This window comes from Bacteroides stercorirosoris (assembly GCF_900142015.1).
Lineage (GTDB): Bacteria > Bacteroidota > Bacteroidia > Bacteroidales > Bacteroidaceae > Bacteroides > Bacteroides stercorirosoris.
Map to the genome: position 1 here is coordinate 1 of NZ_FQZN01000039.1, position 24,235 is coordinate 24,235.

The following is a 24,235-nucleotide window of genomic DNA, read 5'->3' on the forward strand; positions in this document are numbered from 1 at the left end:
CATAAAATCTGATTTTTACAAAGTTAATACATAAATAAAAAAACTACGAGAGAAACACCGTAGTTTTCTATTTACACAATCAGATGGATAGTCTCCGGATTTATTACCCCTGATACTCCGACGCACGTTGAACTCCCGTCCCGGCGGATGTGTCATCCTCCGTCCCCCGAGTATCAGGATTTTCAATCCGCTTTCCGCTTCCGCCTCAACTATATACCCCGGAATTATCGGATATAGGTGGAAAACAATAAAAACTTATAAGTTCTTATACAGAATCACGAGCGTTCCCTTTTACGGGAGCGCTCGTTTTCTTTAATACTTCTCCCAGCCCACCAACCAGATAGAACGGAAGATTAACAAGCCGGAATGTTTTACCTTCAATCGTGGTGACTTCATCTACCGAATAAGGTTGTGACCACACACGCACGGCAACAGTTTGCGAAGAACGGTTCATAAACCTATCCCCCTACTCATTAATCGCACCGCAACTCGGACAACGTCCTTTTTCTTTGAGTTTCTGTCCGCAATTACCGCAACGATAGCGATAAACAACAAGTGTGGCATGCACCTTTTTCAGGAAAATCCAGATGAAGGCAGCAAGGAAGACGTAACCGATATATATCTGCGTGGTCAATATAAAGAAGAAATAGCAAAAGATGCAGCAAGATGCCAGACCCAGCAAATAGAACATAGCGGCTGCAGGCGAAAGCTGGCGGAACAAATCATCGAGCACTGCCAGCAAGACAATGATAAACAACCAGATGCCCAACAAGAAGACCGAAAGGACAAACGGCACCTTGAAAGGAGAAAGCGTAGGATTAAAGTAGAAGTGTTCCCACGTTTCAGGCACAAAAACCTGCATAGACTCATACACCGTAGCGCTGAATGCCATCAGCAGGCAAAGTAACAGCGGATACACACTGTCGATATCATTAAAATAGACCATCTTCAACTGTTTGCGACGAAACAAACGGAGCATCCAGGCACCCACAAACAAAGCGAAGATAATAACGAAATACGAAGCATGCGTATCACTGAACAGGTAAATGAACTGGGAAATACTATCCGTCGGCACAAAAGCCTGCATCATCTCACGCTCCCCAATCCAGCCCTGTATCTCCTGAGTATGAGCCAGCTTCACCCAAACACTATCCACGCTGTCCGCCGGATGAATGGCAAATTCAGCCACCACCACACGGTCTCCTTTGTAAAGGGTATTATAGCAATCTTTCACAGGCAGACAGGCAAGCACTACAGAATCCTGTACTACTTCCAGGTTAGTGTTCAGCGTGTAATGGCGGTCATAAAGGTAAGTCAGGGAATCACGAGTCCCGGCACTCATTCCTTCATCATCCAGATTGGGACGCGAATAGCGGCAAGAAAGAAAACAGAAACATAAGAATAAAGAAATGCAGATAAGTGCAGACCTGCGCAAAGAAAAGAAACTGTATGCCCTGCGCAGCCCTATGCCGATTTGCATTCCTAAATCATATTTCAATCCCTTATTCCGCATAAACCTTCATCTGACAATTTTTACAATCGAACTCCAGACGGAAACGCTTACCGTCAGTTCCCGACAGGTAATAAGGTTCCCGATAAGGTGAACGTCCTTTCTGATAAGTGGGACACCACCCCATACTATAACGCAGGCAATGCTTGCAGAACATCAGGACAGCACCCGGAACGGACTGTTTCTCGTAAGCCGGGGCTACAGAAGCAATGCCGTGGTCAGTATAGAAAGAAGCGGCACGGGTGTTCATCACATTGCCGAGATACGTTAATGAAGCCCCGGAAACAGTCGGTTTATGCGAAGTCTCCGGAAGCGGGAAAAGATGGGTGGTTGGTTTCCAGACAGCCAGTTCACGGCGATAGTTGATACGGCGGGCAGTAATGAGTTTTTCTATAATCTGGCGCCGCCATTCGGCTACGACGGAAGCGGGGAGAAACCAGTTGTCGGAAAAGCGTATTTCGATGGCGGAACCGGTTTCGGGCGAATGATGATTCGCCTCTACAGGGGTACAAGCTTCAAAGGGGGTGTTTCCCAATTTGCCAAGTTGCGTGCGCAGATTATCCGCCTGCGGTGTACGGGCAAGTTCTCTCTGATAAGGAAAAGAAAGGGTTACACTGTTATCATCCTCATCCGTAGCAGTCAGGGTAAAGCCGAAAGCCGTATCTGCCAAAAGCAAGGAGACGGCAATCTTCCGCTCGGAAGACTTGCGGGAAAGCAGCTTTTCAAATTCCTGGTCGAAGTTGCGATACAGCACAGTTCGCGGACGAATACGGGGCATCTCCCCCGCCGGATAAAGTTTGTTCCCATCCACACGGTTGATGCGGAAACCTTGCAGACGGCCTTGTTCATCGAGATAGCATACGCCATCGCCATTATTGAAAGATTTCAGTCCGGCCACCGTAAGGTAGTTTCCACGTTGTTCCTTCATGGTTCCCATCTCTTCACCAAGAGACTTCGGAGTATCGAAAGAGAAAATCCCTTCACTGCGTCCATGCAGGAAGTAGTGGGTAAAACCGCGGCTGAAACTCTTATCCAGTTGCGGACGGAAAGTATAACGGCAAGTACCGGAAGAAGCGCGCACATATTCCGTGCGGCGTGCAAAGATGGCATCCAGTTTCTGGCGATAGGCCGCTGTGACATTTTTTACGTAAGAGACATCTTTCAGACGGCCTTCTATCTTGAGGGAGGTAGCACCCGCATCGAGCAATTCTTCCAGAGCGTCACTCTGATTCAAATCTTTAAGGGAAAGCAGATGTTTATCGCGCACTATCACTTTCCCGTCCGCATCCGTCAGACTGAAAGGCAGGCGGCAGAATTGCGCACACTCTCCCCGGTTAGCACTGCGTCCGAAGCAAGCCTGACTAACATAGCACTGGCCGCTATAGCTGACGCAAAGCGCACCATGCACGAAAATCTCCAACAGAACCTCAGGACAAGCTTCGTGAATACAATGAATATCCTGCAAAGACAATTCACGCGCCAACACCACTTGCCGGAAACCGGCTTCTGCCAGGAAACGCACTTTCTCCGGTGTACGGTTATCCATTTGCGTACTGGCATGCAAAGGAATAGGCGGCAGGTTCAGACGGGTGATTCCCATATCCTGCACAATCAGTGCATCAACACCCGCACGATACAAATCCCAGATCATAGCCTCCGTTTCCTCCAGTTCCTCTTCTTTCAGAATCGTATTGACCGTGACGTAAATCCGGGCATTATACAAATGGGCATGAGCCACCAAAGCCGTTATATCTTCCAATGAATTGCCGGCCGCCGCACGCGCACCAAACCGAGGTGCACCGATGTACACAGCATCCGCACCATGATTGACAGCCTCAATACCACATTCCAGATTCTTGGCAGGCGCCAGTAATTCTATTTTCCGTTGCTTTATCATTCTATATCGTTAATATTGTACGGAGTTTCCTGATAAACGAAATAGTTCAACCAATTAGAGAACAGCAGATTGGCATGGGCACGCCAACGTACCATGACACCTTTATCCGGATCATCATCCACATAATAATTACGAGGCACTTCAATAGGCAGTCCTTTGTCTAAATCCCTGCGGTATTCCGTGTCCAACGTCAGCGGAGAGTATTCCGAATGACCGGTTACGAAAAATTCGCGTCCGCCACGTGCCACAACAAGATGCACGCCTGCCTCTTCCGATTCGGAGAGCAAAGTCAGTTCAGGCACTTTCAGAATATCTTCTTTCCGCACTTCCGTATGGCGGCTATGGGGCACATAGAACATATCATCGAAACCACGGAAAATAGCGTGTAACGGATCTAAAGGACGATGCTCGAATATGCCGAACATTTTCTTATCCAACGCATACTTGGGTACTCCATAATGATGATAAAGTCCGGCCTGCGCCGCCCAGCATATATAAAGTGTGGAAGTGACGTGCGTACGCGCCCAATCAAAGATTTCCATTATTTCATCCCAGTAAGTCACCTCTTCAAAATCCAACTGTTCCACCGGCGCACCAGTGATAATCATGCCGTCGTATTTCTCGCCGCGCATCTTCTCAAAGTCAGTATAGAACGTCTGCATGTGTTCAACAGGCGTATTCTTGGATGTATGACTCTTGATTTTCATGAACGAGATTTCCACTTGAAGCGGTGTATTGGAGAGCAAACGCACAAGGTCTGTCTCCGTGGTAATCTTCAAAGGCATCAAGTTCAAGATAACGATGCGCAACGGACGGATGTCCTGTTGCGTGGCGCGTGAGTTGTCAATGACAAATATATTCTCTTCTTTCAGCAACTCTATCGCCGGCAGCTTATCAGGTAAATTTAATGGCATAAGTTCTCAGATTATCTTTAATTTGACTACAAAGGTACGTGATAATTTTGAAATCTCCTGCGAAAGAATGAAAATGTAGGGTAAAAGCCGTTTATTTATCCTCTTCATACAAAGTGAAATAGGTAAAACGATTAACACAAATGCCCCTTTTCATTTCACATTCAGAAATATTATTTTACCTTTGAGGTCTGTTAACGTTAATCAACGTTGAAGAACATAAAAGAAAGAATAGAACCTGAATTCAAGCGTGACTTCAAGTAATTAGCATCCTAAAGCCGACAGACTTTTCCATACCGGTTATGGTCCTACTCAATCCAATAATATTCTGATGCATTAATTGCCTTAGCAAAACCGTAAATATAACCGGACTACTATAGTAAGTATTCCACAAACTATTTAATAATGAATAAAATAAAGTTTAGAAGAAACGGAGTAAAATCCTTAATCTGTTGTGCTCTTCTCTTGAGCACTTCCTGCGTTAACGAAATCGAATCGGAAGTTTCTCCCGGAACCATTCCTATCACATTCTCCACTACTATCAGTAAAGTAAATACAAAAACCAATGGAAGTAGTTTCAAAACAGGAGAACAAATCGGACTATTCGCCATGATATCCGGTACAGCTATCAGCGGGAATCGTTACATTGACAATCTTAAATTAGAATGCGGTGAAAACAATCAGTTTATACCCGAGGAAACAGTCTTCTATCCGGAAGGAGATGCAACTCTTGATTTCATCAGCTATTATCCCTATCAAAAAGAAGGTATCGCCGCAAATAATTCATCACTCAATGTAGCTGTGCAAACCAACCAAAGCCCCAATGACAACTTCTCCAAATCAGACTTCTTAATAGCTAAAAAAGGGGACGTAGCCAGCAGCAACAATGCCGTACAACTTAAATTCCAACATCAATTTGCCAAGCTGAGAATAGAATTATTGCCACAAGATGGAGAAGACATAGACGAAATGCTCCTGTCAAATCCACAGATTGCCATAAGCGGATTTTATACCCAAGCAGATTACGACTTGACAGACAATAAACTAAGTAATTACAAGGCAAAGAGTGACATTGTCCCATTCGGTATTTGGAAAAAGGAGAAAGACAAACTGGTAGGCAAAGAACTTATTGTCATTCCACAGGAAACATCCTCAAGTGACTTATCTTTTACCATTGATTGGAATGGGAAAATATATACTTGTCCTATATCCATAAATTCGCTAAGCAGCAATAAACAATGCGTCATATCCATCAAAGCATTGCAAAATGCCAGTAATACGCTCTGTGGAATAGCGGGAGAAATAGAGGACTGGGGAGAACTGACACAAGAAGAAAGTGAAAACAGTTACCAAATCAGTTCCATCCACATTGCGGCCCTGTCCTTCAAAACATCAGACATCTATCAAGTTCATCAAGGAGGACAGGTTGTGGCGGAAATCTGCAAAGAATACTTGTCATCAGCCAGTAACAATCTCGCCTCACGTGCTATCGTCGTTTATCCGGTAATAAACAAACAGGCACAATTAGATAAAGGAACCGTATTGCAACTTCTGGATAAAGCAGAAAAAGTGCATGGAGGAGCGGTCAATTGGAATGTTGCTGACAACACGCTAAACTATACCCCAGGGGAATCGGCCCCAATTGAAGTGTTTTACATCGATAGTAAAGGACAGATTGTCACAGAGAAGCCTGAAGCACCTGCGACAGTCAACGTCAGCAGCTATATGCTCCGGGATATACGGGGAGGACAGTTGAAAACTTATCCGATAGTAAAAATCGGCACACAGTATTGGATGAAAGAGAACTTACAGGCTACAACTTATAGGGATGGCAACACTATAAAGAAAATAACGGAATTCGGACAAGGAGCCGGTTACTTCCATTCAACAGAGCAGGATGTCTATTTTTATAGTGGAGATGTCCTTCTTGCCGACAATGAATTAGCACCTGAGCAATGGAAGGTACCCAATATGAAGGATTGGGAATCATTAACAAAATACATTAACAATGCAGCCATTCTCTTAGAAACCGGGAAATGGACAACAAATGATGGTGGTTATATCGCAACAAATGAAACCGGATTCAACGCTATTCCCTATGGATTATACAGTGTAAAGGAAACCGGAACGACTCTTGTGAATGAAGGTTCTTCAGCTGGTTATTGGATAAGCGGTGAATCCAAATCCACTTTGGCAGATAAAGTAATACTCCTTACAAGCTTGAAAGACGACGCCCAACTTATTGACAGCAAACCAAAGAGCAGCGCTCTTTTCGTACGCTGTATAAAAGAATAGCCGGATAAAAAAAGCATATCTCATTTCTTTTTCGTATTTTTGTTCCCAATGTACAAATAGTTTTGTTCACCGAACAAAGGCAACGAAAAAGAAATGAGAATTATCGACCTGATACACAGCAACGAGAAGACAGCTTTCTCCTTCGAAATACTGCCACCGCTGAAAGGCACAGGCATCGAAAAGCTGTACGAAACCATAGATACTTTACGGGAATTTGACCCGAAATACATAAATATCACCACGCATCGCAGCGAATATGTATACAAAGATCTGGGCAATGGTCTGTTTCAGCGCAACCGCTTGCGCCGACGTCCGGGGACCGTAGCCGTAGCCGGTGCTATCCAGAATAAATATAATATCACCGTAGTTCCGCATATTCTTTGCAGCGGTTTCACCCGCGAAGAGACAGAATACGTATTGCTCGACTTACAATTCCTCGGCATCACCGACCTGCTGGTATTGCGTGGAGACAAGGCGAAACACGAGTCTGCATTCACTCCCGAAGGCGACGGTTACCACCACGCCATCGAATTACAGGAACAGATCAACAACTTCAATAAAGGCATCTTCGTAGATGGTTCGGAAATGAAGATAACAAAAACACCGTTCTCTTACGGTGTGGCGTGCTATCCCGAAAAACATGAAGAAGCTCCCAATATCGATACTGACATTTATTGGTTAAAACAGAAAATGGAAGCCGGTGCGGAATATGCCGTTACCCAGCTTTTCTATGATAACCGGAAATACTTCGACTTTGTGGAACGTACCCGGAAAGCCGGTGTCACCATCCCTATCATCCCCGGTATCAAACCATTTAAGAAGATATCACAAATCAGTATGATTCCCAAAACCTTCAAAGTGGACTTGCCCGAAGAACTGGCACGCGAGGCGATGAAGTGTAAGACGGATGAAGAAGCCAGGCAAGTAGGCATCGAATGGTGTGTGCAGCAATGCAAAGAACTGATGGAGCATGGCGTGCCCAGCATCCATTTCTACTCCATTGGTGCGGTAGATAGCATAAAGGAAGTTGCAAAACAGGTCTACTAAGAGAAGTGGAGAGTGGAAGTAATGCAATCGGTAATCAATAACTAAATTATAAGTAATATCGTGTTTTTCAAAGATGTAATAGGACAAGAGGCTGCTAAAGAGCGATTAAGGCAAGAAGTGCAAGAAGGGCGTATTCCTCATGCACAGCTATTTTGCGGTCCGTCGGGAGTGGGAAAGCTCCCGCTGGCAATGGCCTATGCCCGTTACATTTGTTGTCCGAACCGCACAGAAACGGATGCTTGCGGCATCTGCCCTTCCTGCGTGAAATGGAACAAACTGGTGCATCCGGATGTACACTTCGTCTTTCCCATCGTGAAGAAGGGAAAAAAAGAAATTTGCGACGATTACATAGCCGACTGGCGGCATCTGGTTCTGAACAGCCCCTATTTCAGCCTTAACCACTGGCTGAATGAGATGGATGCCGAAAACGGACAAGCCATCATCTATGCCAAAGAGAGTGATGAAATAGTGCGGAAGCTCAGTTTGAAATCAAGTGAAGGCGGATATAAAGTGACCATCGTATGGTTGCCTGAGAAGATGCACGTAGTCTGTGCCAACAAGCTGTTGAAACTCTTGGAGGAACCACCTGAAAAGACTGTATTCCTGCTGATATCCGAAGCTCCGGACATGATTTTGCCTACCATCCTAAGCCGTACGCAACGTTTCAATATCCGCAAGATAGAAGAGGCTGACATTGCCAGCGCTTTACAGCAGAAATACGGTGTACGACCCAACGACAGTTTCACCCTGGCGCATCTCGCCAACGGTGACTTTATTAAAGCACTGGAAACGATTCATCTGAATGAAGAAAATGAGTTGTTTTTTGAACTCTTTGTCAGCCTTATGCGTCTATCCTATCAACGGAAGATACGCGAGATGAAACAGTGGAGTGAACAGATTGCAGGCATGGGACGTGAACGGCAAAAGAATTTCCTGACATACGCCCAGCGTATGATACGCGAAAACTTCATCTACAACCTGCATCGCAAGGAGATGAATTATATGACTTTGCCCGAACAGAATTTTGCCACCCGTTTTGCGCCTTTCATCAACGAACGGAATGTGATGGGAATGATGGATGAACTGAGTGAAGCCCAGATACACATCGAGCAGAACGTGAATGCCCGTATGGTATTCTTTGATTTTTCATTGAAAATGATTGTTCTACTGAAACAGTAGAAACCAGATATATTATTGTAAATAGCTAAATCATAAATAAAAAGATGGATTTTAAACTACATAACGGAAGTGGAGGTCTCTGTTGCAAAAGTTGCTGCAGGCAGGACAAGCAACTGAACACCTACGACTGGCTGGCTGATATTCCCGGAAATGCGGAAGAGGGCGACATGGTAGAGGTGCAATTCAAGAATACCCGCAAAGGGTATTACCGGAACAGCAACCATATACCTTTGGAAAAAGGAGATATCGTGGCCGTAGAGGCAACACCGGGACATGACATCGGTGAAGTGACTCTGACAGGGCGACTCGTTCCACTGCAAATGCGGAAAGCAAATATCAAATCCGAAGCCGATATCAAACGTATCTACCGCAAGGCAAAACAGGTGGATATGGACAAGTATAATGAGGCGAAAGGCCGGGAACACAGTACCATGATACGTGCCCGCCAAATTGCCCTCAACCTGAACCTTAATATGAAAATCGGCGACGTGGAATATCAGGGAGACGGCAATAAAGCCATCTTCTATTACATTGCCGACGAGCGCGTGGATTTCCGCCAACTGATTAAAGTACTGGCAGACGCTTTCCATGTACGCATCGAGATGAAACAAATCGGTGCACGCCAGGAAGCCGGACGCATCGGCGGTATCGGCCCTTGCGGACGTGAGTTGTGCTGCGCCACCTGGATGACTTCTTTCGTGTCCGTATCTACAAGTGCAGCGCGTTATCAGGATATCTCCCTCAACCCGCAAAAATTAGCGGGACAATGTGCCAAACTGAAATGTTGCCTCAACTACGAAGTGGACTGTTACGTAGAAGCCCAGAAACGTCTTCCTTCCAAAGAAATTGAACTGGAAACCAAAGATGGTACGTTCTACTTCTTCAAGGCGGATATTCTGAGTAACCAGATAACCTATTCTACCGATAAGAATATTCCTGCCAACCTGGTGACCATCAGCGGCAAGCGTGCATTCGAAATCATCGGAATGAACAAACGGGGTACTAAGCCCGACAGTCTTATAGAAGAAACACGCCACGTAGAGCCCAAGAAACCGGTAGACTTGTTGGAACAGGAAAGCCTGACCCGTTTCGACCGTAGCCGCAAAGGCAAAAACGGCGGAGATAATAACGGTGGTGGAAACGGTAACAACAATCGCAAGAAAAAGAAAAAAGCGAATCCCAACCAGCCTGCGGAACAGCAATCCCGGCAACGTCCGCAAGGTGACTCCAGACCCCAAAACGGAGCCAAGCCTCAGGGTGACCAACCCAGACAGCAAGGCAATCAGCCTAAACCGCAAGGAGACCGTCCGCAAGGAGACCAAGCAAGACGCAACAAGCCCAAAAACAATCGTGGACGTGGAGACGGACAGCGCGGAGACGGGCAACGTGACAATGGAGGCAAACCCAATCCACCCAAACAACAAGGAGAGAAACCAGCCGGAAATGAAAAACCTGCTCAAGCATAAGAAGTCTCTCAGAAAGAGTTTGATATTGCTGTTTGCCGCAAGCCTTTGCATGGCTTGCGACGAACAGACAGTATATCATACCTTTCAATCCCTGCCGACGGAAGGCTGGCAGCGGAAAGATACTCTATTCTTCGATATCACCATTCCGGACTCCGCTACGCTCTACAATATATCCGTAGAAGTCAGAAACCGGAACAATTATCCTTATCAGAACCTGCCTCTACTTATTTATTACGACAGTCCGGAAGCCCAAAACATTAAAAAGGATACATTAGAGATGAAACTCGCCGACAGTGCCGGAATCTGGTTAGGCGACGGCTGGGGCGGATTATACCAGTCAACGCTCCGCGCAGGACTTATCCGCATTGGAAAAGCCGGAGAATACCGTTTCAAAATCACACACCTCCTGCCGGACGAAGTTCTGCCCGGCATCAATGACGTGGGAATCAGACTAAAACGCTGAGAGTCTTTTTTTACGTCCCGCATCAATGCGCAGGAAGATAAACAGCAGAATAGTAAAGCCCCAGAGTGAAGAACCGCCATAACTAAAGAATGGCAGCGGAATACCAATCACAGGCGTCAAGCCCAACACCATACCTATATTAATAAACAAGTGGAACAAGAATATACTGACCACCGAATAGCCATATACCCTACCGAAAGCGGACGGTTGCCGCTCCGCCACAGCTATCAGACGGAGTATCAATATAAGGAATAGAAGCAATACAGCAGTAGAACCTATAAAACCTTCCTCCTCGCCTACCGTACAGAAGATGAAGTCCGTATCCTGCTCGGGCACATACTTCAGTTTAGTTTGCGTACCATTCAGAAACCCCTTGCCGGTCAATCCTCCCGAACCGATAGCAATCTTGGACTGGTTCACATTATATCCGGCACCGGCCAGGTCTTCTTCCATACCCAGCACTACTTTAATACGTATCTGCTGGTGCGGTTCCAGCACTTTATTGAAAAAATAATCACTTGAATACAGGAAACCGATAGAGCCTATGGCAAACAGCCCTATCAGGAAATAACTAAGGTGACGCTCGCTCAAAGAAAGAAAAATCAAATAGCCGACCACCAGCACACACAGTCCCCACTGCACCCAGACAAGATTGAACGGAACCACGTATTCTGAAACAATATAAGCTATCAGTAACACCCCCAACGTAACCAACAATATGTTACGCACAGGTTCCCACTTCTTCTTGTACACCCATACCATACCCGCAGCAGACAGCAGCACCATAGACAGCACCGCAAACTCCCCTATCGGCGTCGGCGTATCGGCAATAAAGACCTGATCGAAGCGGATTCCCACCACAAAATAGACTACCGCACACAGACCGGAGAAAAGCACCACACCCGGCATTCCCTCCCGGTACAGCACCAGGAAAAATGCGGTATATACCAATGCCGAACCTGTTTCCCGTTGCAGGATAATCAATATCATCGGAAACAGAATCAGGAAAACCATCATCAGTATATTCCTCCAGTTCTTCATTGTGAACGAATAGGAATTCATATATTTGGCAAGCGCCAGTGCTGTAGCAAACTTGGCAAACTCCGCCGGTTGCAGACTGACAGGCCCCATCACCAACCACGAACGTGAGCCTTTGGTGTCAGGAGCTATAAATATGGTGACCACAAGCAATATGGCAAGCGCTATGTAAATCAGATAGGCAAACATGTCATAAATATCATCTTCCAGCATCAACAGTACAAATCCCAGACCGAAAGAGCAGATAATCCATACCAACTGCTTGCCTGCACGAGTAGAAAAATCCCAGAAATCACGGTCGCCATAATCATAACTTGCCCCGCAGACACTAAACCATCCGAATACGATAAGAATCAGATAAACACAAATCGTTACCCAATCCAATGATTTCCATATACTATCTCTCCTCGTTACCATACATTATAACACGGTTACTCATTTCTTCCGCCCGTGCCTCACTGGCAGGCGAAAGTTTTCCGTTCAAATATTGTTCCATCATCAAAGCACCATAAGGCACTCCGTAAGTAGCTCCCCAACCGCCGTTTTCCACATAGACGGCAATCGCTATTTTCGGTTTGTCCATAGGGGCAAAACCAATAAATGCGGAATGGTCATGACCACGGTTTTGCGCCGTACCGGTCTTTCCGCAAATTTCCACACCGGGCAGAATTGTTCCTGCGATACGACAAGTGGCACTTCCGGTGACTCCCGTTACGGCTGCCCGCATTCCTTCTACTATTTCTTCATAATACTGGCGGTCAATGGAAGTATACCGACGTTCCCGATAGGTGCTGTCCAACTCCGCATCCTGTATTTCCTTTACGATATGAGGAGTTACAAAGTAGCCGCGGTTAGCAATGGTAGCCGCCAGATTGGCCATCTGCAAAGGAGTGCTCAGCACCTCACCCTGGCCGATAGAAATACTGATTACCGTCAGTCCGTTCCACGAACCCCGATAAGCCCTGTCATAAACACCCGCATTCGGGATAAATCCACGCTTCTCTCCGGGAAGGTCCGTTCCCAATTTATAACCGAATCCCTGTGAAACCATGTGATCCTTCCACACTGTAATCGCATTTTGTGGCGAACCGTACTTCCGGTCACCAAACATACGATATAGCCCCCAGCAGAAATAGGCGTTACAAGAAGTAGCAATTGCCGGTATCAGCGGCAGCGGTGATCCATGTCCGTGGCAACCTACCCGTAAACCGCCATATATAAATCCGTGCGAACAGGGGAAAGACGTGGAAGGCTGGATAATTCCCTCTTGCAGGAAAGTCAAAGCCTGCGCTGTCTTAAAAGTAGAGCCCGGCGGATAAGACCCCATAATGGCACGGTTCAACAGCGGTTTCTGCTTATCCATCTGCAACATCTGATGATTCTTTCCACGTTGGCGGCCAATCATCAAATGCGGGTCAAAGTTCGGAGCCGATACCAAACAAAGAATCTCGCCCGTCTCCGGTTCGATGGCTACAATCGCACCGATTTTATTTTTCATCAGCCGTTCGCCCAATCTCTGTAACTCAATATCCAATCCTAACGTCAGATTCTTACCCGGCACTGACGAACGATCCAGTTTTCCGTCCATATAGTGTCCCTGAATACGTCCATGTGCATCACGAAGCAGGACTTCAACTCCCTTCTCTCCACGCAGGTATTTCTCGTAAGACTTTTCAATACCCTGCTTGCCTATATAGTCACCGCGGATATAGTAGTCATCCGCTTCGATGTCTTTCATTGACACTTCACCGATATCTCCCAAAGCATGCCCGGCAGCATCATACGTATATTGCCGGATCGTACGCCGCTGAATGTAGAAGCCGGGAAACTTGAAAAGTTTTTCCTGGAATACCCCGCACTCTTCCGCCGAGAGTTGCGTCATAAAAACTTGATGCGTATATCTGGAATAACCGGGATTCATCCAACGGTTTTTCACGTCCTTCATCCGCTTGAGAAGTTGCTCTTTGGTAATGTTCAATGTACGGCAGAAATCGAGGGTATCGAGCTGGGTCACCTCTCGCGGCACAAACGTAATATCATACGCCGGCTGGTTGAACACCAGCAACTTGCCGTTACGGTCATATATCGCACCGCGCGAAGGGTACTGTATTTTATTGAGAAAGGCATTACTGTCTGCATTCTTTTTGTAGCTGTCAGTCATGATTTGCAACACAAAAAGGCGCATTATATAGATGATGACAATCACAATCGCCACCCCACCTATCACTAACTTCCGCTTTTCGAGTGTATAATCTTTAGCCATTTTATTTTTTCCTCACTCCTTCTATAGCCAGTATGCAGGTTATAGTCAGCAACGCACTTGCCACAATTCTCAGCAGCAATGTTCCGATATGGGCGAACGAAAAGAACTCTATGGTAAGTAGTATTGCATGATGAACAAAAACGCTGACAATCAAATATTTCAGGAAAGGGGCAAATCCCATCGACTTTATCGAAGGAACAATATCCTCAAACGTATCCCGCGGCACGAACAGTCGCAGGAAAGTAGGCCGCAAGAAAGCCAGTGCCACCGTGGCCGCAGCATTCATACCAGGAGTATCCGAGAAGATATCCACGGTCAGCCCCAGGAAAAACGCCCACAACATCAAAGCATTTCTTGGCGTCTCCGACTCAAACTTCAGTATGAGATAGATATACAAAAAAGGTGTGGCATATCCGGCAATATGCACATTATTCAGTATCAGCACCTGCAATAGCACCAAACCAATAAACCAACCTAATTTATGCAGATAATTAATAACCAACTCTTATAACAATTGACAATTGACAATTGATAATTGACAATTGAGGTTACTTTCACTTATAACTAATCACTTATCACTCCGTCACTAATCACTCCCATCACTTCGCCTCCTCTTTCTCCAATGCCTTCTGTTCTTCCTGACCGGTGCGGGCAATTACCCGTACATTGCTCAACTTCCCGAAGTCTGTAGCCAGTTTAATCTTCAACAGATAAGAAAGACCGTCATGGGAATCGGACATATCATCCACCGTACCCACCATAATCCCTGCGGGGAATACGGTAGAATAGCCGCTTGTCACCACCGTATCGCCCAGATTAAACTCAGCGTGACGGGGCAAGTCCTTGAGATAAGCGAAACGCGAATCTCCATATTCCCATTTCAGATAACCGAAATATTCGCTGCCGATAATCTTGCAACTTATGCTCGATTTACTGTTCAGCAACGGAATGACAGTAGAATAATGCGGAGAGGTTTTATAAACGATACCTACTACCCCATTGGCATCTACCACACCCATTTCCGGACGGATACCTGCACTGGTACCTTCATCAAGAGTGATATAGTTGTCTACCCTGTTCAAACTGTTCTTAATCACATTTGCCTTGAAAATTTTGTACTCTTCCGTTTCCATGTGCTCAAGACTGTACAGTCTGACGGAGTCCAATCCCTTATTCTTCAATATCTTTTCCAGAAACGCCACCCGCTGTTCCAACCACATGTTGCGGTCCAACAAATCTTCATTGGTCGTTTTCAGATGGAAGTAAGAAGTGACAGCCCCCGAAACATCATAAACTTTCCCCGCTACGCTATTGGCAGAAGTGAAAAATACGCTCTGCTGATAGTAGTTGAAGCGGAATAATAAAACAAAACTGGCTGCCTCTAACAACAGAAAGAGGAACCAGTAATTGTATTTAATAAGAAAGTTCAGTAAATTTCGCATATTCCTTTATTACCTCATCAGGAATGAGAAACGATCCACATTCTTCAGTGCAACGCCCGTACCTTTAGCTACGGCATGCAAGGGGTCTTCGGCAATATGGAACGGAATGTTTATCTTATCAGTCAAACGCTTGTCGAGCCCGCGGAGCAATGCACCACCACCTGCCAGATAAATACCGTTGTGCACAATATCGGCATACAGCTCGGGAGGCGTATTTTCCAGCGCATTCAGGATAGCGGTTTCAATCTTTGAGATTGATTTCTCCAGACAGTGCGCCACTTCCTGATAGCATACGGGCACTTCCATAGGCAGAGCCGTGATACGGTTCGGTCCGTGAACGATATAATCTTCCGGAGCATCCTCACCCAGTTCGGTCAGGGCAGCACCTACATTAATTTTAATACGCTCGGCCATACGCTCGCTGACCTTCACATTGTGCTGGCGGCTCATGTACTCCTGAATGTCAGCAGTCAAGTCGTCACCGGCAATGCGGATGGAGTTGTTGGCTACGATACCGCCCAAAGAGATAACGGCAATTTCAGTAGAACCACCACCTATATCTACAATCATGTTTCCTTCCGGAGCTTCCACGTCGATACCGATACCGATAGCGGCAGCCATAGGTTCGAATATCAGGTAAACGTCGCGTCCGCCGGCATGCTCGGCAGAGTCGCGCACGGCACGCAGTTCCACTTCCGTACTACCCGAGGGGACACCGATTACCATACGGAGCGAAGGAGAAAACAGACGGCTACGGTTGTTCACCATCTTTATCAGACCGCGTATCATCTGCTCGCAAGCATAGAAGTCGGCAATTACACCGTCGCGGAGCGGACGGATGGTACGTATGTTTTCGTGGGTCTTTTCGTGCATCATCTTTGCCTTATCACCCACGGCAATCATCTTATCGGTACGACGGTCGAGGGCTACCACCGAAGGTTCATCCACCACAATCTTACCATTGGTTGTGATGATGGTATTGGCGGTACCAAGGTCCATCGCTATTTCTTGCGTAAAAGAGAATAATCCCATATTCTAAATGTAGAATTAAGAATGAAGAATTAAGAATACTATGCAGAATAACAGCGCAAATAAAGACAGCGCAGCAAATTCTTTATTCTTTATTCTTCATTCATCATTAATATTAGTGTTTAAAATGACGGATTCCCGTAACCACCATTGCGATGTCATGTTCATTGCAATAGTCGAACGAGAGTTGGTCCTTGATCGAGCCACCCGGCTGGATAACCGCAGTCACACCTTCGCCTCCGGCTATTTCTACGCAGTCGGGGAAGGGGAAGAAAGCGTCGGATGCCATCACGGCACCTTTCAGGTCGAAGCCGAAGTTCTTGGCTTTTTCGATAGCTTGTTTCAGAGCATCCACACGTGAGGTCTGCCCTACACCGCTTGCCAGCAATTGCTTGCCTTTTGCCAGTACGATGGCGTTGGACTTGCTGTTCTTCACGATCTTGTTGGCAAAGAGCATATCTTCTATTTCCTGTGCGGTAGGAGCCTTGGTAGTCACTGTCTTCAAATCTTCCGGTTGCTCGATGTTCAGGTCACGATCCTGCACCAGCACACCGTTCAGCAATGAACGGAACTGTTTTTTCGGCAATGTGGTCGGCTTGCGAACCAAGATGATACGGTTCTTCTTCTGTCCCAAGATTTCCAGTGCATCCACATCGTAGTCGGGAGCGATAATTACTTCAAAGAATATCTTGTTGATTTCTTCGGCGGCTTCCTTGTCAATCACACCGTTGGTGATGAGCACACCACCAAAAGCAGATACGGGGTCACCTGCCAATGCATCGTTCCATGCTTCGAGCACCGTGGGGCGTGAAGCCAGACCGCAAGCATTGTTATGCTTCAATACGGCAAACGTTATATCATCGAATTCGTCTATCAAGTCAACGGCAGCGTTGATATCAAGCAGGTTGTTGTAGGAGATTTCTTTTCCATGAATCTGGTCGAACATTCCTTCCAGGTTTCCATAGAAGTAACCCTTCTGGTGCGGGTTTTCTCCGTAACGCAAAGTCTTCTGATTGTTGGCGGAGCAGCGGAATGCCGAACCTTCTTCGCCGTCGAAGTAATTGAAGATGGCTGAGTCATAGTGAGAAGAAACGGCAAACGCCTCTTTGGCAAACCAACGGCGTTCTTCGATGGAGGTTGTAGCTCCGTGTTCCATCAGCATATCGCGGAATGGCTGGTACTGGGCCTGAGAAGCTATAATCACTACGTCGTTAAAGTTCTTGGCAGCGGCACGAATCAAGGAGATGCCGCCTATATCTATCTTCTCGATAATAGCCGGTTCGTCGGCACCGGAAGCCACGGTGGCTTCAAACGGATACAGGTCGACAATAACGAGGTCTATTTCGGGAATTTCATATTTTTCTATCTGTTGCATATCCTGTTCCAGTCCGCGGCGGCAAAGAATACCACCGAACACCTTCGGGTGCAAGGTTTTCACACGTCCTCCCAGGATAGAGGGATATGTTGTCAGGTCTTCCACTGCCTTGCAGGGATAACCCAGGGATTCTATAAACTGACGAGTTCCGCCTGTTGACAGAAACTCAACTCCTTCTTCATGTAGTTTGGTAATGATTTCATCCAAACCTTCCTTATGGTAAACCGATACCAGAGCGGTTTTAATTCTTTTTGTTTCAGACATGGATTTGCGTATTAACGATTTGATGTGCAAAGGTACTAAAAATGTTTATTTGCACATATACTCAAACACAATAAATTAGGTATAATTAAAAAAGGCAGTAATCCTGTTTAGGATTTACTGCCTTTATCTTTCTTTTTTGCTGAATAGGGAGCCAAATAGTTCCTGTTTAAACAAGGTTTTCCTGCCACTATATCAGCAAGGTTTTGCCATCACTGTGGCAAGACTTTGCCATAGGCTTGGCACAATTGTGCCATAGGCATGGCAAAACTGTGCCACCGCGGTGGCAAAACTTACCAGATAGAGACGCGTTCTTCTACGGGTACGAACATCGGATCTTTTTCTGTAATGCCGAATGCCTCATACCATGCTGCGATGTGCGGCAATGCAGCGTCTACACGCCATTTGCCCAAAGAGTGTACATCTATCTTCGTGAGTTGCAGGATAGCTTCGGGACGGGTGTTGTTGGCCCAAACGTTGGCATAAGCCAGGAAGAAACGTTGTTCGGGAGTGAAACCGTCTTTCACTTCCAGCGGAGCGGCAGCCGTAGCAGCCTTGAATGCCTGGAAAGAAACCTGCAAACCACCGTGGTCGGCAATGTTCTCACCCAGTGTCATACGTCCATTGGCATGTACACCCGGAGCCACTTCGATGCTGTCGAAGAAGGCAACCATCACATCAGCGCGTTTCTCAAAGTTCTTGGCATCTTCTTCGGTCCACCAGTCTTTCAGGTTACCGTCTTTGTCGTACTGACGGCCTTGGTCGTCGAATCCGTGTGTCATCTCATGACCGATTACCACACCGATAGCACCATAGTTGAAGGCATCGTCGGCTTCCATGTCGAAGAACGGGTATTGCAGGATACCGGCAGGGAAACAGATTTCATTCGTTGTCGGGTTGTAATAAGCGTTTACGGTTTGCGGAGTCATCAGCCATTCGTCCTTGTCCACCGGTTTGCCAGCTTTCGCAACCATTTCGGCATAGCCCCACAGGTTGGCACGTTTGATGTTATTCCAGTATGAGTCGTCTTTGATTTCCAGTGTGGAATAATCTTTCCACGTGTCAGGATAACCAATCTTCACGTGGAAGGTAGCCAGTTTTTCCTGTGCTTTCTGTTTGGTTTCGTCGCTCATCCAGGGCAGGTTGTTGATGCGTTCGCCCAGGCTCGTCTGAAGATTCTTCACCAAAGTCACCATACGTTCTTTGGCAGCGGCAGGGAAATATTTCTCTACGTACATCTGTCCCACAGCTTCGCCCAGTGCAGAGCTGACAACAGAAACAGCGGTCTTCCAACGAGGTTGCATCTCCTGTGTTCCGGACATGGTACGGTCGTAGAAGTCGAAGTTTTGTTGGGCGATCCCGTCACTCAAGTAGTTGGCGGAAGCATCAATCAGCTTCCATTGCAGGTAGAGCGATTGCTGGTCAACAGGCAATGTATCCAGAATCTTGGCAGCTTCAGCCAAAGAGGCAGGCTGGCCTACAATGATTTCCTTTACATCTTTCAGGCCAAGCTCTGACAGATAAGCATCCCAGTTGAAAGTAGGATAGTTCTTCTTTATCTCTTCCATGCTCATCTTGTTGTAGTTGGCATGCGGGTCGCGCAGTTCGGTGCGAGAGCGGAAAGCTTTAGCAAGGCGAGTTTCTACGTCCATCACTACTTCCATGCCTTTCTTGGCAGTAGCCTCATCGAAGCCGGCCAACTGATACATCTTCTGCACGTGAGTACGGAAAGCATCGCGGATAGCGGTAGTGGAAGGGTCGGCAGCCAGATAATAGTCACGTTCGCCCATACTCAAACCGCTTTGGTAAGTTTGTACGGCATTCTCGTTACTGTTCATCTCATCGGCGGCAACATACATTCCGAGGTAAGCGCCGATGCCTTGCTTGCGCAAGTTAGCCAGCAGGGCATAGACATCTTGTTTGTCTTTCAGAGCGGCAATCTGCTCCAGGTCGGCTTTAATAGGGGCAACACCTTCCTGGTTCAGCTTCACACTGTCCATAGCAATTTTGTAGAGGTCGCCCACTTTCTGAGCCACACTACCGGCTTCGTGCTGGGTAGCGGCAAGTTCCTCAATCAGACCTTGTATCTGCTTGCGGTTGTTCTCGGCAAGTTCGGTGAAAGAGCCGTACTGTGAATACTCAGCCGAAAGGGGATGGCCTTCAATCCAACCGCCACAGGCGTACTGATAGAAACTACTTCCCGGAAGGGCAGTCGTGTCAAGATTGGCAAGTTTGATGCCGGCTGTCAATTCAGCCTTCTGCTTGCCCGTACCGCATCCTGCCGTCATAAGGCAAATTGCAGCGAAAGGTAAATACTTGGTAAATCTCATTCTTGTATTATTAAATTGGTTGATACATGTCATTGGTTACCGCGCGCTTCTTCCAGTTCGGTAGAAGCAGTGTCCCACTCTTCCATCACGGAGTCGAGTTGTTGTTTCAACTTCTGATGTTGTTCGTAGAGTGCCATGTCCGAAGCGCCTTCGGGAGTTGCCATCCTGGCTTCGAGAATGGCGATGGCGGATTCTGTCTGCTCTATTTCCTCTTCACAGTCGGCAACGCGGCGTTCCAGTTTCTTGAGTTTCTTGTTCAACTCCTTTTGCTCCTCGTAAGAGAGTTTTGCGCCGGAAGCCTGTGCTGCCACATCCTTATCGGTGTTATCCTTTCCGTTGGAGGGGGAAGCTGAAAGTGTCGGTGATTTCTGCAACTCATTCAGGCTTTCTATCTGCTTTTTCTGCAAGAAGTCGTAGATGCCGCCGAGGTGTTCTTTCACAACACCACCACCGAACTCATATACTTTAGTCGCAAGCCCGTCAAGGAAATCACGGTCGTGGCTGACTAATATCACTGTCCCGTCAAATTCGCGGATGGCATCTTTCAGCACATCTTTAGAACGCATATCGAGGTGATTGGTCGGTTCGTCCAGTATCAGGAAGTTCACCGGTTCCAGCAGGAGCTTAATCATTGCCAGACGGGTGCGTTCACCGCCCGAAAGAACTTTCACCTTCTTGTCGGAAGCCTCACCGCCGAACATGAAAGCACCGAGAATATCGCGTATCTTCGTACGGATGTCTCCCACTGCCACACGGTCGATGGTATCGAACACCGTAAGAGTTTCATCAAGAAGCTGTGCCTGGTTCTGGGCGAAATATCCTATCTGGACGTTATGCCCCAAAGTCAGCTTTCCGGTATAATCGGTTATCTCATCCATGATACACTTCACGAGGGTGGATTTACCTTCGCCGTTCTTACCGACGAACGCTACTTTCTCACCGCGGTTGATGGTGAGGTTCACATCATGGAAGATGACATGGTCGCCGTAGGCTTTGGCTACATCCTCGCAGATGACGGGGTAGCTTCCGCTACGGCTACTGCATACGAATTTCAGGCGCAGCGCCGAGTTGTCTTCTTCGTCCACTTCGATGCGGTCTATCTTTTCCAGTTGCTTGATGCGGCTTTGCACTTGCACGGCTTTCGTAGCCTTATAACGGAAACGTTCGATGAAAGCCTCGGTGTCCTCTATCTGTTTCTGCTGGTTTTCGTAGGCACGGAGTTGTTGCTCGCGGCGTTCCTTCCGCAGCACGACGAACTCATCGTACTTCACTTTGTAGTCATAAATCTGTCCGCAGGTGATTTCGATGGTACGTGTGGTGACGTTATTGAGGAAAGCACGGTCGTGGCTTACCAGTACTACTGCGTTGGCACGGGTAGAGAGGAAATTTTCCAGCCATTGAATACTCTCGATGTCAAGGTGATTGGTAGGCTCATCGAGCAACAGCACATCGGGACGGCGAAGCAAGAGTTTTGCCAACTCAATACGCATACGCCAGCCACCGGAAAACTCACTGGTGGAGCGGTCGAAGTCCTCACGACTGAATCCCAGACCTTGCAGGGTCCGTTCTATTTCGGCACGGAAGTTGGTGCCGCCCATCATCAGGAAACGTTCGTTCTCATGGGTGAAGCGGTCGATAAGTTTATGGTAATCTTCGCTGTCGTAATCGGTGCGTTCGGCAAGCTGCCGGTTCATGCGTTCGATGTTGGCCTGCATCTCGAAGATGTGTTCAAAGGCAAGTTCGGCTTCCTGCATCACCGTGTGATTATCGCTGAGGATCATCACCTGGGGCAGGTAACCGATAGTACATTCACGGGGAACTGCAACAACGCCGGAAGTGGGCTGCTGCAAGCCAGCCAATATTTTAAGCATGGTAGATTTGCCCGCACCATTCTTGCCCACCAGGGCGATACGGTCTTTTTTGTTGATAACGTAAGAGACGTCTTCGAACAAAGGCGTGGCGTTGAATTCCACCTTCAGTCCTTCTACTGATATCATAATGTCAATGAAATTTAGCGTTTAAGACTGCAAAGGTAGTGATTTTCGGGAGTTTGTCTTCAATTTTAAGTCAGAAAGAAGACATCCGATACAACATTTCCAGAATTAGCACTACTTATTTCACTCTACGCTGTTCAGCCTTGCGAAGTAAGCGGTGGAAAGGTTCACTTAATCTCTTCCACTCATCATTTGATATAACTTTCTAATGAATTATCCTTCCGCCAGCTTTGGTAAATTAGAAGAATACATCTACCTTTACGTCGTACATACAAACAACAACCCAATTACTATACAAAAAAGAATGAAAGAGGAACGCAATGCGCAACTATTTCGGGTAGGTCCTTGCCTGTTCGGCACTTCATCTTCTATTCCGGGCTGGAAGTCAGAGGAACTTATCCCTTCCCTGAGCCCTTTCCTGCTGCCGGAAAAAGAAATCCTGGAAAACAAGAGTAAGATTATCTTCTCACTCAACATTCAGCCGGAAAAAGGAAGCAACGAGAAAGATAATTCGCAATACCACCAACTCGTAGAGTTTGAGTGGGAAGGTGCCACGTGCAGAATCAGCGCACTACCCGGCACCGACTCGCACCTCATCAGCATTCTTGCGCCGAACGACACAAAAGAATATTCAGCTTATTTCCACTCCGACTTTGCCACAGGCACGCTGTCTCTGCATGAGACAGAAGCAGATGCATTCGTACTCAATAATATTCTGATGATGGTGTATGCATTCAAGACCGCCTGCACTGATACCGTACTGATGCACGCCTCCGTCATTAAGAAAGACGGGAAAGGCTACCTCTTTTTAGGGAAAAGCGGAACAGGAAAGAGTACGCACACCCGGCTGTGGCTGGAAAACATTCCCGGTTGCGAGCTACTGAATGATGATAATCCTATCGTGCATTATAATAAGGAAACCGGAGAGACCACCGTCTACGGCTCACCCTGGAGCGGAAAGACGCCCTGCTACAAGGATGATTCAGTTCCGGCAGGCGCATTCGTCCGCTTGGAGCAGGCACCGGAGAATATCATAAAGAAAGAAGGAGCAGCACGTGCATTCGCCTCCCTGTTGCCCGCCTGTTCCTGCCTGAAAGTAGTGGAAGAACTGAACAACGGCGTCATAGAAACGGTGAAACTCCTTGCCGCCAACCTACCGGTCTACCACCTGAAATGCCTGCCTGACAGGGCAGCAGCCGAACTAAGTTTCAACACCATCAGATAAGTAAACGATAAGCGAATGATAAGCAGCGGCCAAAAAAAAATTATCCCCAACGAAATACTACTGCCCGAAGTAGCACGTCTCATCAGCGAAGGGCACACCGTGACGTTGACTGTACGGGGCAACAGTATGAATCCTTTCCTTGTAGACCGCCGCGACCGCATCGTCTTAGGTCCTTTCACCGAAGCCGACCTGCAACCGGGCGTTGCCGTCCTGGCGAGGGAAAGCATGGGACGCATCGTCTTCCACCGCATTATCCACCGCAACGGACGGGAACTGACGCTACTGGGCGACGGAAACCTGAAAGCAACCGAACAGACCAGCGTAGCAGACGTCATGGGAATCATGGTTGCCGCCATCCGCAAAGACAAAGAATATCCTTGCAACGGGCAAACCTGGCAGCGATATTCTTCCTGGTGGATGAGACTGACACCCATAAGACGCTGGCTGCTGGCAATATTCAGAAGAATATAACTTGCAAGGGTGAATAATGATCCGCCCGGCATACATACA

At 47.1% G+C, this 24,235-nt stretch carries 19 protein-coding genes; 7 read left to right on the forward strand and 12 right to left on the reverse strand.

The features are described 5' to 3' along the window. Positions 1-265: 265 nt before the first annotated feature. The 4 genes from BUC01_RS21225 to metA are packed head-to-tail and all read right to left on the reverse strand — an operon-like array spanning position 266 to position 4,321. Positions 266-454: a hypothetical protein gene (locus BUC01_RS21225; RefSeq protein ID WP_025833557.1), complete on the reverse strand. Its 189-nt coding sequence runs from the start codon at positions 452-454 to the stop codon at positions 266-268. 12 nt (positions 455-466) lie between these two features. After that, on the reverse strand, positions 467-1,480 hold the full coding sequence (locus tag BUC01_RS21230) for a zinc ribbon domain-containing protein (protein ID WP_051568830.1): 1,014 nt from the start codon (positions 1,478-1,480) through the stop codon (positions 467-469). 22 nt (positions 1,481-1,502) lie between these two features. Next, positions 1,503-3,407, reverse strand: coding sequence for a peptidase U32 family protein (locus BUC01_RS21235; protein WP_073314813.1), 1,905 nt, complete (start codon positions 3,405-3,407; stop codon positions 1,503-1,505). After that, entirely contained in the window at positions 3,404-4,321 is a 918-nt protein-coding gene (metA, locus tag BUC01_RS21240; RefSeq protein WP_025833553.1) for a homoserine O-acetyltransferase MetA, read from the reverse strand. The genes BUC01_RS21235 and metA overlap by 4 nt, the downstream gene beginning before the upstream one ends. A 402-nt stretch (positions 4,322-4,723) precedes the next feature. On the opposite strand from metA, the gene BUC01_RS21245 reads away from it, so the two are divergent. From BUC01_RS21245 to BUC01_RS21265, 5 genes are all read left to right on the forward strand, one after another. Further along, positions 4,724-6,613 carry a fimbrillin family protein gene (locus BUC01_RS21245; protein ID WP_025833551.1) on the forward strand — a complete coding sequence of 630 codons (1,890 nt, stop codon included), beginning with the start codon at positions 4,724-4,726 and terminating at the stop codon, positions 6,611-6,613. Positions 6,614-6,706: 93 nt separating this feature from the next. Further along, on the forward strand, positions 6,707-7,660 hold the full coding sequence (gene metF / locus BUC01_RS21250; protein ID WP_025833549.1) for a methylenetetrahydrofolate reductase [NAD(P)H]: 954 nt from the start codon (positions 6,707-6,709) through the stop codon (positions 7,658-7,660). A gap of 60 nt (positions 7,661-7,720) precedes the next feature. Then, positions 7,721-8,839: a DNA polymerase III subunit gene (locus BUC01_RS21255; RefSeq protein WP_025833547.1), complete on the forward strand. Its 1,119-nt coding sequence runs from the start codon at positions 7,721-7,723 to the stop codon at positions 8,837-8,839. A 44-nt stretch (positions 8,840-8,883) separates the two neighbouring features. Continuing rightward, complete coding sequence (gene ricT / locus BUC01_RS21260; RefSeq protein ID WP_025833545.1) at positions 8,884-10,305, forward strand: regulatory iron-sulfur-containing complex subunit RicT; 1,422 nt, start codon at positions 8,884-8,886, stop codon at positions 10,303-10,305. Beyond that, positions 10,283-10,768 carry a gliding motility lipoprotein GldH gene (locus BUC01_RS21265; RefSeq protein ID WP_025833544.1) on the forward strand — a complete coding sequence of 162 codons (486 nt, stop codon included), beginning with the start codon at positions 10,283-10,285 and terminating at the stop codon, positions 10,766-10,768. The genes ricT and BUC01_RS21265 overlap by 23 nt, the downstream gene beginning before the upstream one ends. Here BUC01_RS21265 and rodA read toward each other — a convergent pair. The 8 genes from rodA to BUC01_RS21305 all read right to left on the reverse strand — a co-directional run bounded on the left by rodA (position 10,757) and on the right by BUC01_RS21305 (position 22,503). Beyond that, positions 10,757-12,223, reverse strand: coding sequence for a rod shape-determining protein RodA (gene rodA, locus BUC01_RS21270; RefSeq protein ID WP_025833543.1), 1,467 nt, complete (start codon positions 12,221-12,223; stop codon positions 10,757-10,759). The genes BUC01_RS21265 and rodA overlap by 12 nt on opposite strands. Beyond that, positions 12,204-14,069, reverse strand: a complete 1,866-nt coding sequence (gene mrdA / locus BUC01_RS21275) for a penicillin-binding protein 2 (protein WP_025833542.1) — start codon at positions 14,067-14,069, stop codon at positions 12,204-12,206. The genes rodA and mrdA overlap by 20 nt, the downstream gene beginning before the upstream one ends. 1 nt (position 14,070) lies before the next feature. After that, complete coding sequence (gene mreD / locus BUC01_RS21280) at positions 14,071-14,571, reverse strand: rod shape-determining protein MreD (RefSeq protein WP_025833540.1); 501 nt, start codon at positions 14,569-14,571, stop codon at positions 14,071-14,073. 97 nt (positions 14,572-14,668) lie between these two features. After that, on the reverse strand, positions 14,669-15,511 hold the full coding sequence (gene mreC, locus BUC01_RS21285) for a rod shape-determining protein MreC (RefSeq protein WP_025833538.1): 843 nt from the start codon (positions 15,509-15,511) through the stop codon (positions 14,669-14,671). 9 nt (positions 15,512-15,520) lie between these two features. Continuing rightward, entirely contained in the window at positions 15,521-16,543 is a 1,023-nt protein-coding gene (locus BUC01_RS21290; protein ID WP_009132050.1) for a rod shape-determining protein, read from the reverse strand. A gap of 112 nt (positions 16,544-16,655) precedes the next feature. Continuing rightward, positions 16,656-18,179: a bifunctional phosphoribosylaminoimidazolecarboxamide formyltransferase/IMP cyclohydrolase gene (purH, locus tag BUC01_RS21295; RefSeq protein ID WP_073314815.1), complete on the reverse strand. Its 1,524-nt coding sequence runs from the start codon at positions 18,177-18,179 to the stop codon at positions 16,656-16,658. A 290-nt stretch (positions 18,180-18,469) separates the two neighbouring features. After that, positions 18,470-20,506 carry a M13 family metallopeptidase gene (locus BUC01_RS21300; RefSeq protein WP_073314831.1) on the reverse strand — a complete coding sequence of 679 codons (2,037 nt, stop codon included), beginning with the start codon at positions 20,504-20,506 and terminating at the stop codon, positions 18,470-18,472. A 29-nt stretch (positions 20,507-20,535) separates the two neighbouring features. Beyond that, positions 20,536-22,503: an ABC-F family ATP-binding cassette domain-containing protein gene (locus BUC01_RS21305; protein WP_025833535.1), complete on the reverse strand. Its 1,968-nt coding sequence runs from the start codon at positions 22,501-22,503 to the stop codon at positions 20,536-20,538. 301 nt (positions 22,504-22,804) lie between these two features. Here BUC01_RS21305 and BUC01_RS21310 point away from each other — a divergent pair, with 301 nt between their 5' ends. After that, complete coding sequence (locus BUC01_RS21310; protein WP_025833533.1) at positions 22,805-23,725, forward strand: hypothetical protein; 921 nt, start codon at positions 22,805-22,807, stop codon at positions 23,723-23,725. A 15-nt stretch (positions 23,726-23,740) separates the two neighbouring features. Next, positions 23,741-24,196, forward strand: a complete 456-nt coding sequence (locus tag BUC01_RS21315; RefSeq protein ID WP_025833532.1) for a S24/S26 family peptidase — start codon at positions 23,741-23,743, stop codon at positions 24,194-24,196. Positions 24,197-24,235: the final 39 nt, after the last annotated feature.

Coding starts and splice junctions, on each gene's coding strand:
- BUC01_RS21245 (WP_025833551.1), top strand. CDS start 4,724: ATGAATAAAATAAAGTTTAGAAGAAACGGAGTAAAATCCTTAATCTGT.
- BUC01_RS21305 (WP_025833535.1), bottom strand. CDS start 22,503: ATGATATCAGTAGAAGGACTGAAGGTGGAATTCAACGCCACGCCTTTG.
- mreC (WP_025833538.1), bottom strand. CDS start 15,511: ATGCGAAATTTACTGAACTTTCTTATTAAATACAATTACTGGTTCCTC.
- metA (WP_025833553.1), bottom strand. CDS start 4,321: ATGCCATTAAATTTACCTGATAAGCTGCCGGCGATAGAGTTGCTGAAA.
- BUC01_RS21310 (WP_025833533.1), top strand. CDS start 22,805: ATGAAAGAGGAACGCAATGCGCAACTATTTCGGGTAGGTCCTTGCCTG.
- BUC01_RS21315 (WP_025833532.1), top strand. CDS start 23,741: ATGATAAGCAGCGGCCAAAAAAAAATTATCCCCAACGAAATACTACTG.
- BUC01_RS21265 (WP_025833544.1), top strand. CDS start 10,283: ATGAAAAACCTGCTCAAGCATAAGAAGTCTCTCAGAAAGAGTTTGATA.
- BUC01_RS21300 (WP_073314831.1), bottom strand. CDS start 20,506: ATGAGATTTACCAAGTATTTACCTTTCGCTGCAATTTGCCTTATGACG.
- metF (WP_025833549.1), top strand. CDS start 6,707: ATGAGAATTATCGACCTGATACACAGCAACGAGAAGACAGCTTTCTCC.
- BUC01_RS21225 (WP_025833557.1), bottom strand. CDS start 454: ATGAACCGTTCTTCGCAAACTGTTGCCGTGCGTGTGTGGTCACAACCT.
- BUC01_RS21230 (WP_051568830.1), bottom strand. CDS start 1,480: ATGCAAATCGGCATAGGGCTGCGCAGGGCATACAGTTTCTTTTCTTTG.
- BUC01_RS21290 (WP_009132050.1), bottom strand. CDS start 16,543: ATGGGATTATTCTCTTTTACGCAAGAAATAGCGATGGACCTTGGTACC.
- BUC01_RS21235 (WP_073314813.1), bottom strand. CDS start 3,407: ATGATAAAGCAACGGAAAATAGAATTACTGGCGCCTGCCAAGAATCTG.
- ricT (WP_025833545.1), top strand. CDS start 8,884: ATGGATTTTAAACTACATAACGGAAGTGGAGGTCTCTGTTGCAAAAGT.
- mrdA (WP_025833542.1), bottom strand. CDS start 14,069: ATGGCTAAAGATTATACACTCGAAAAGCGGAAGTTAGTGATAGGTGGG.
- purH (WP_073314815.1), bottom strand. CDS start 18,179: ATGTCTGAAACAAAAAGAATTAAAACCGCTCTGGTATCGGTTTACCAT.
- rodA (WP_025833543.1), bottom strand. CDS start 12,223: ATGGTAACGAGGAGAGATAGTATATGGAAATCATTGGATTGGGTAACG.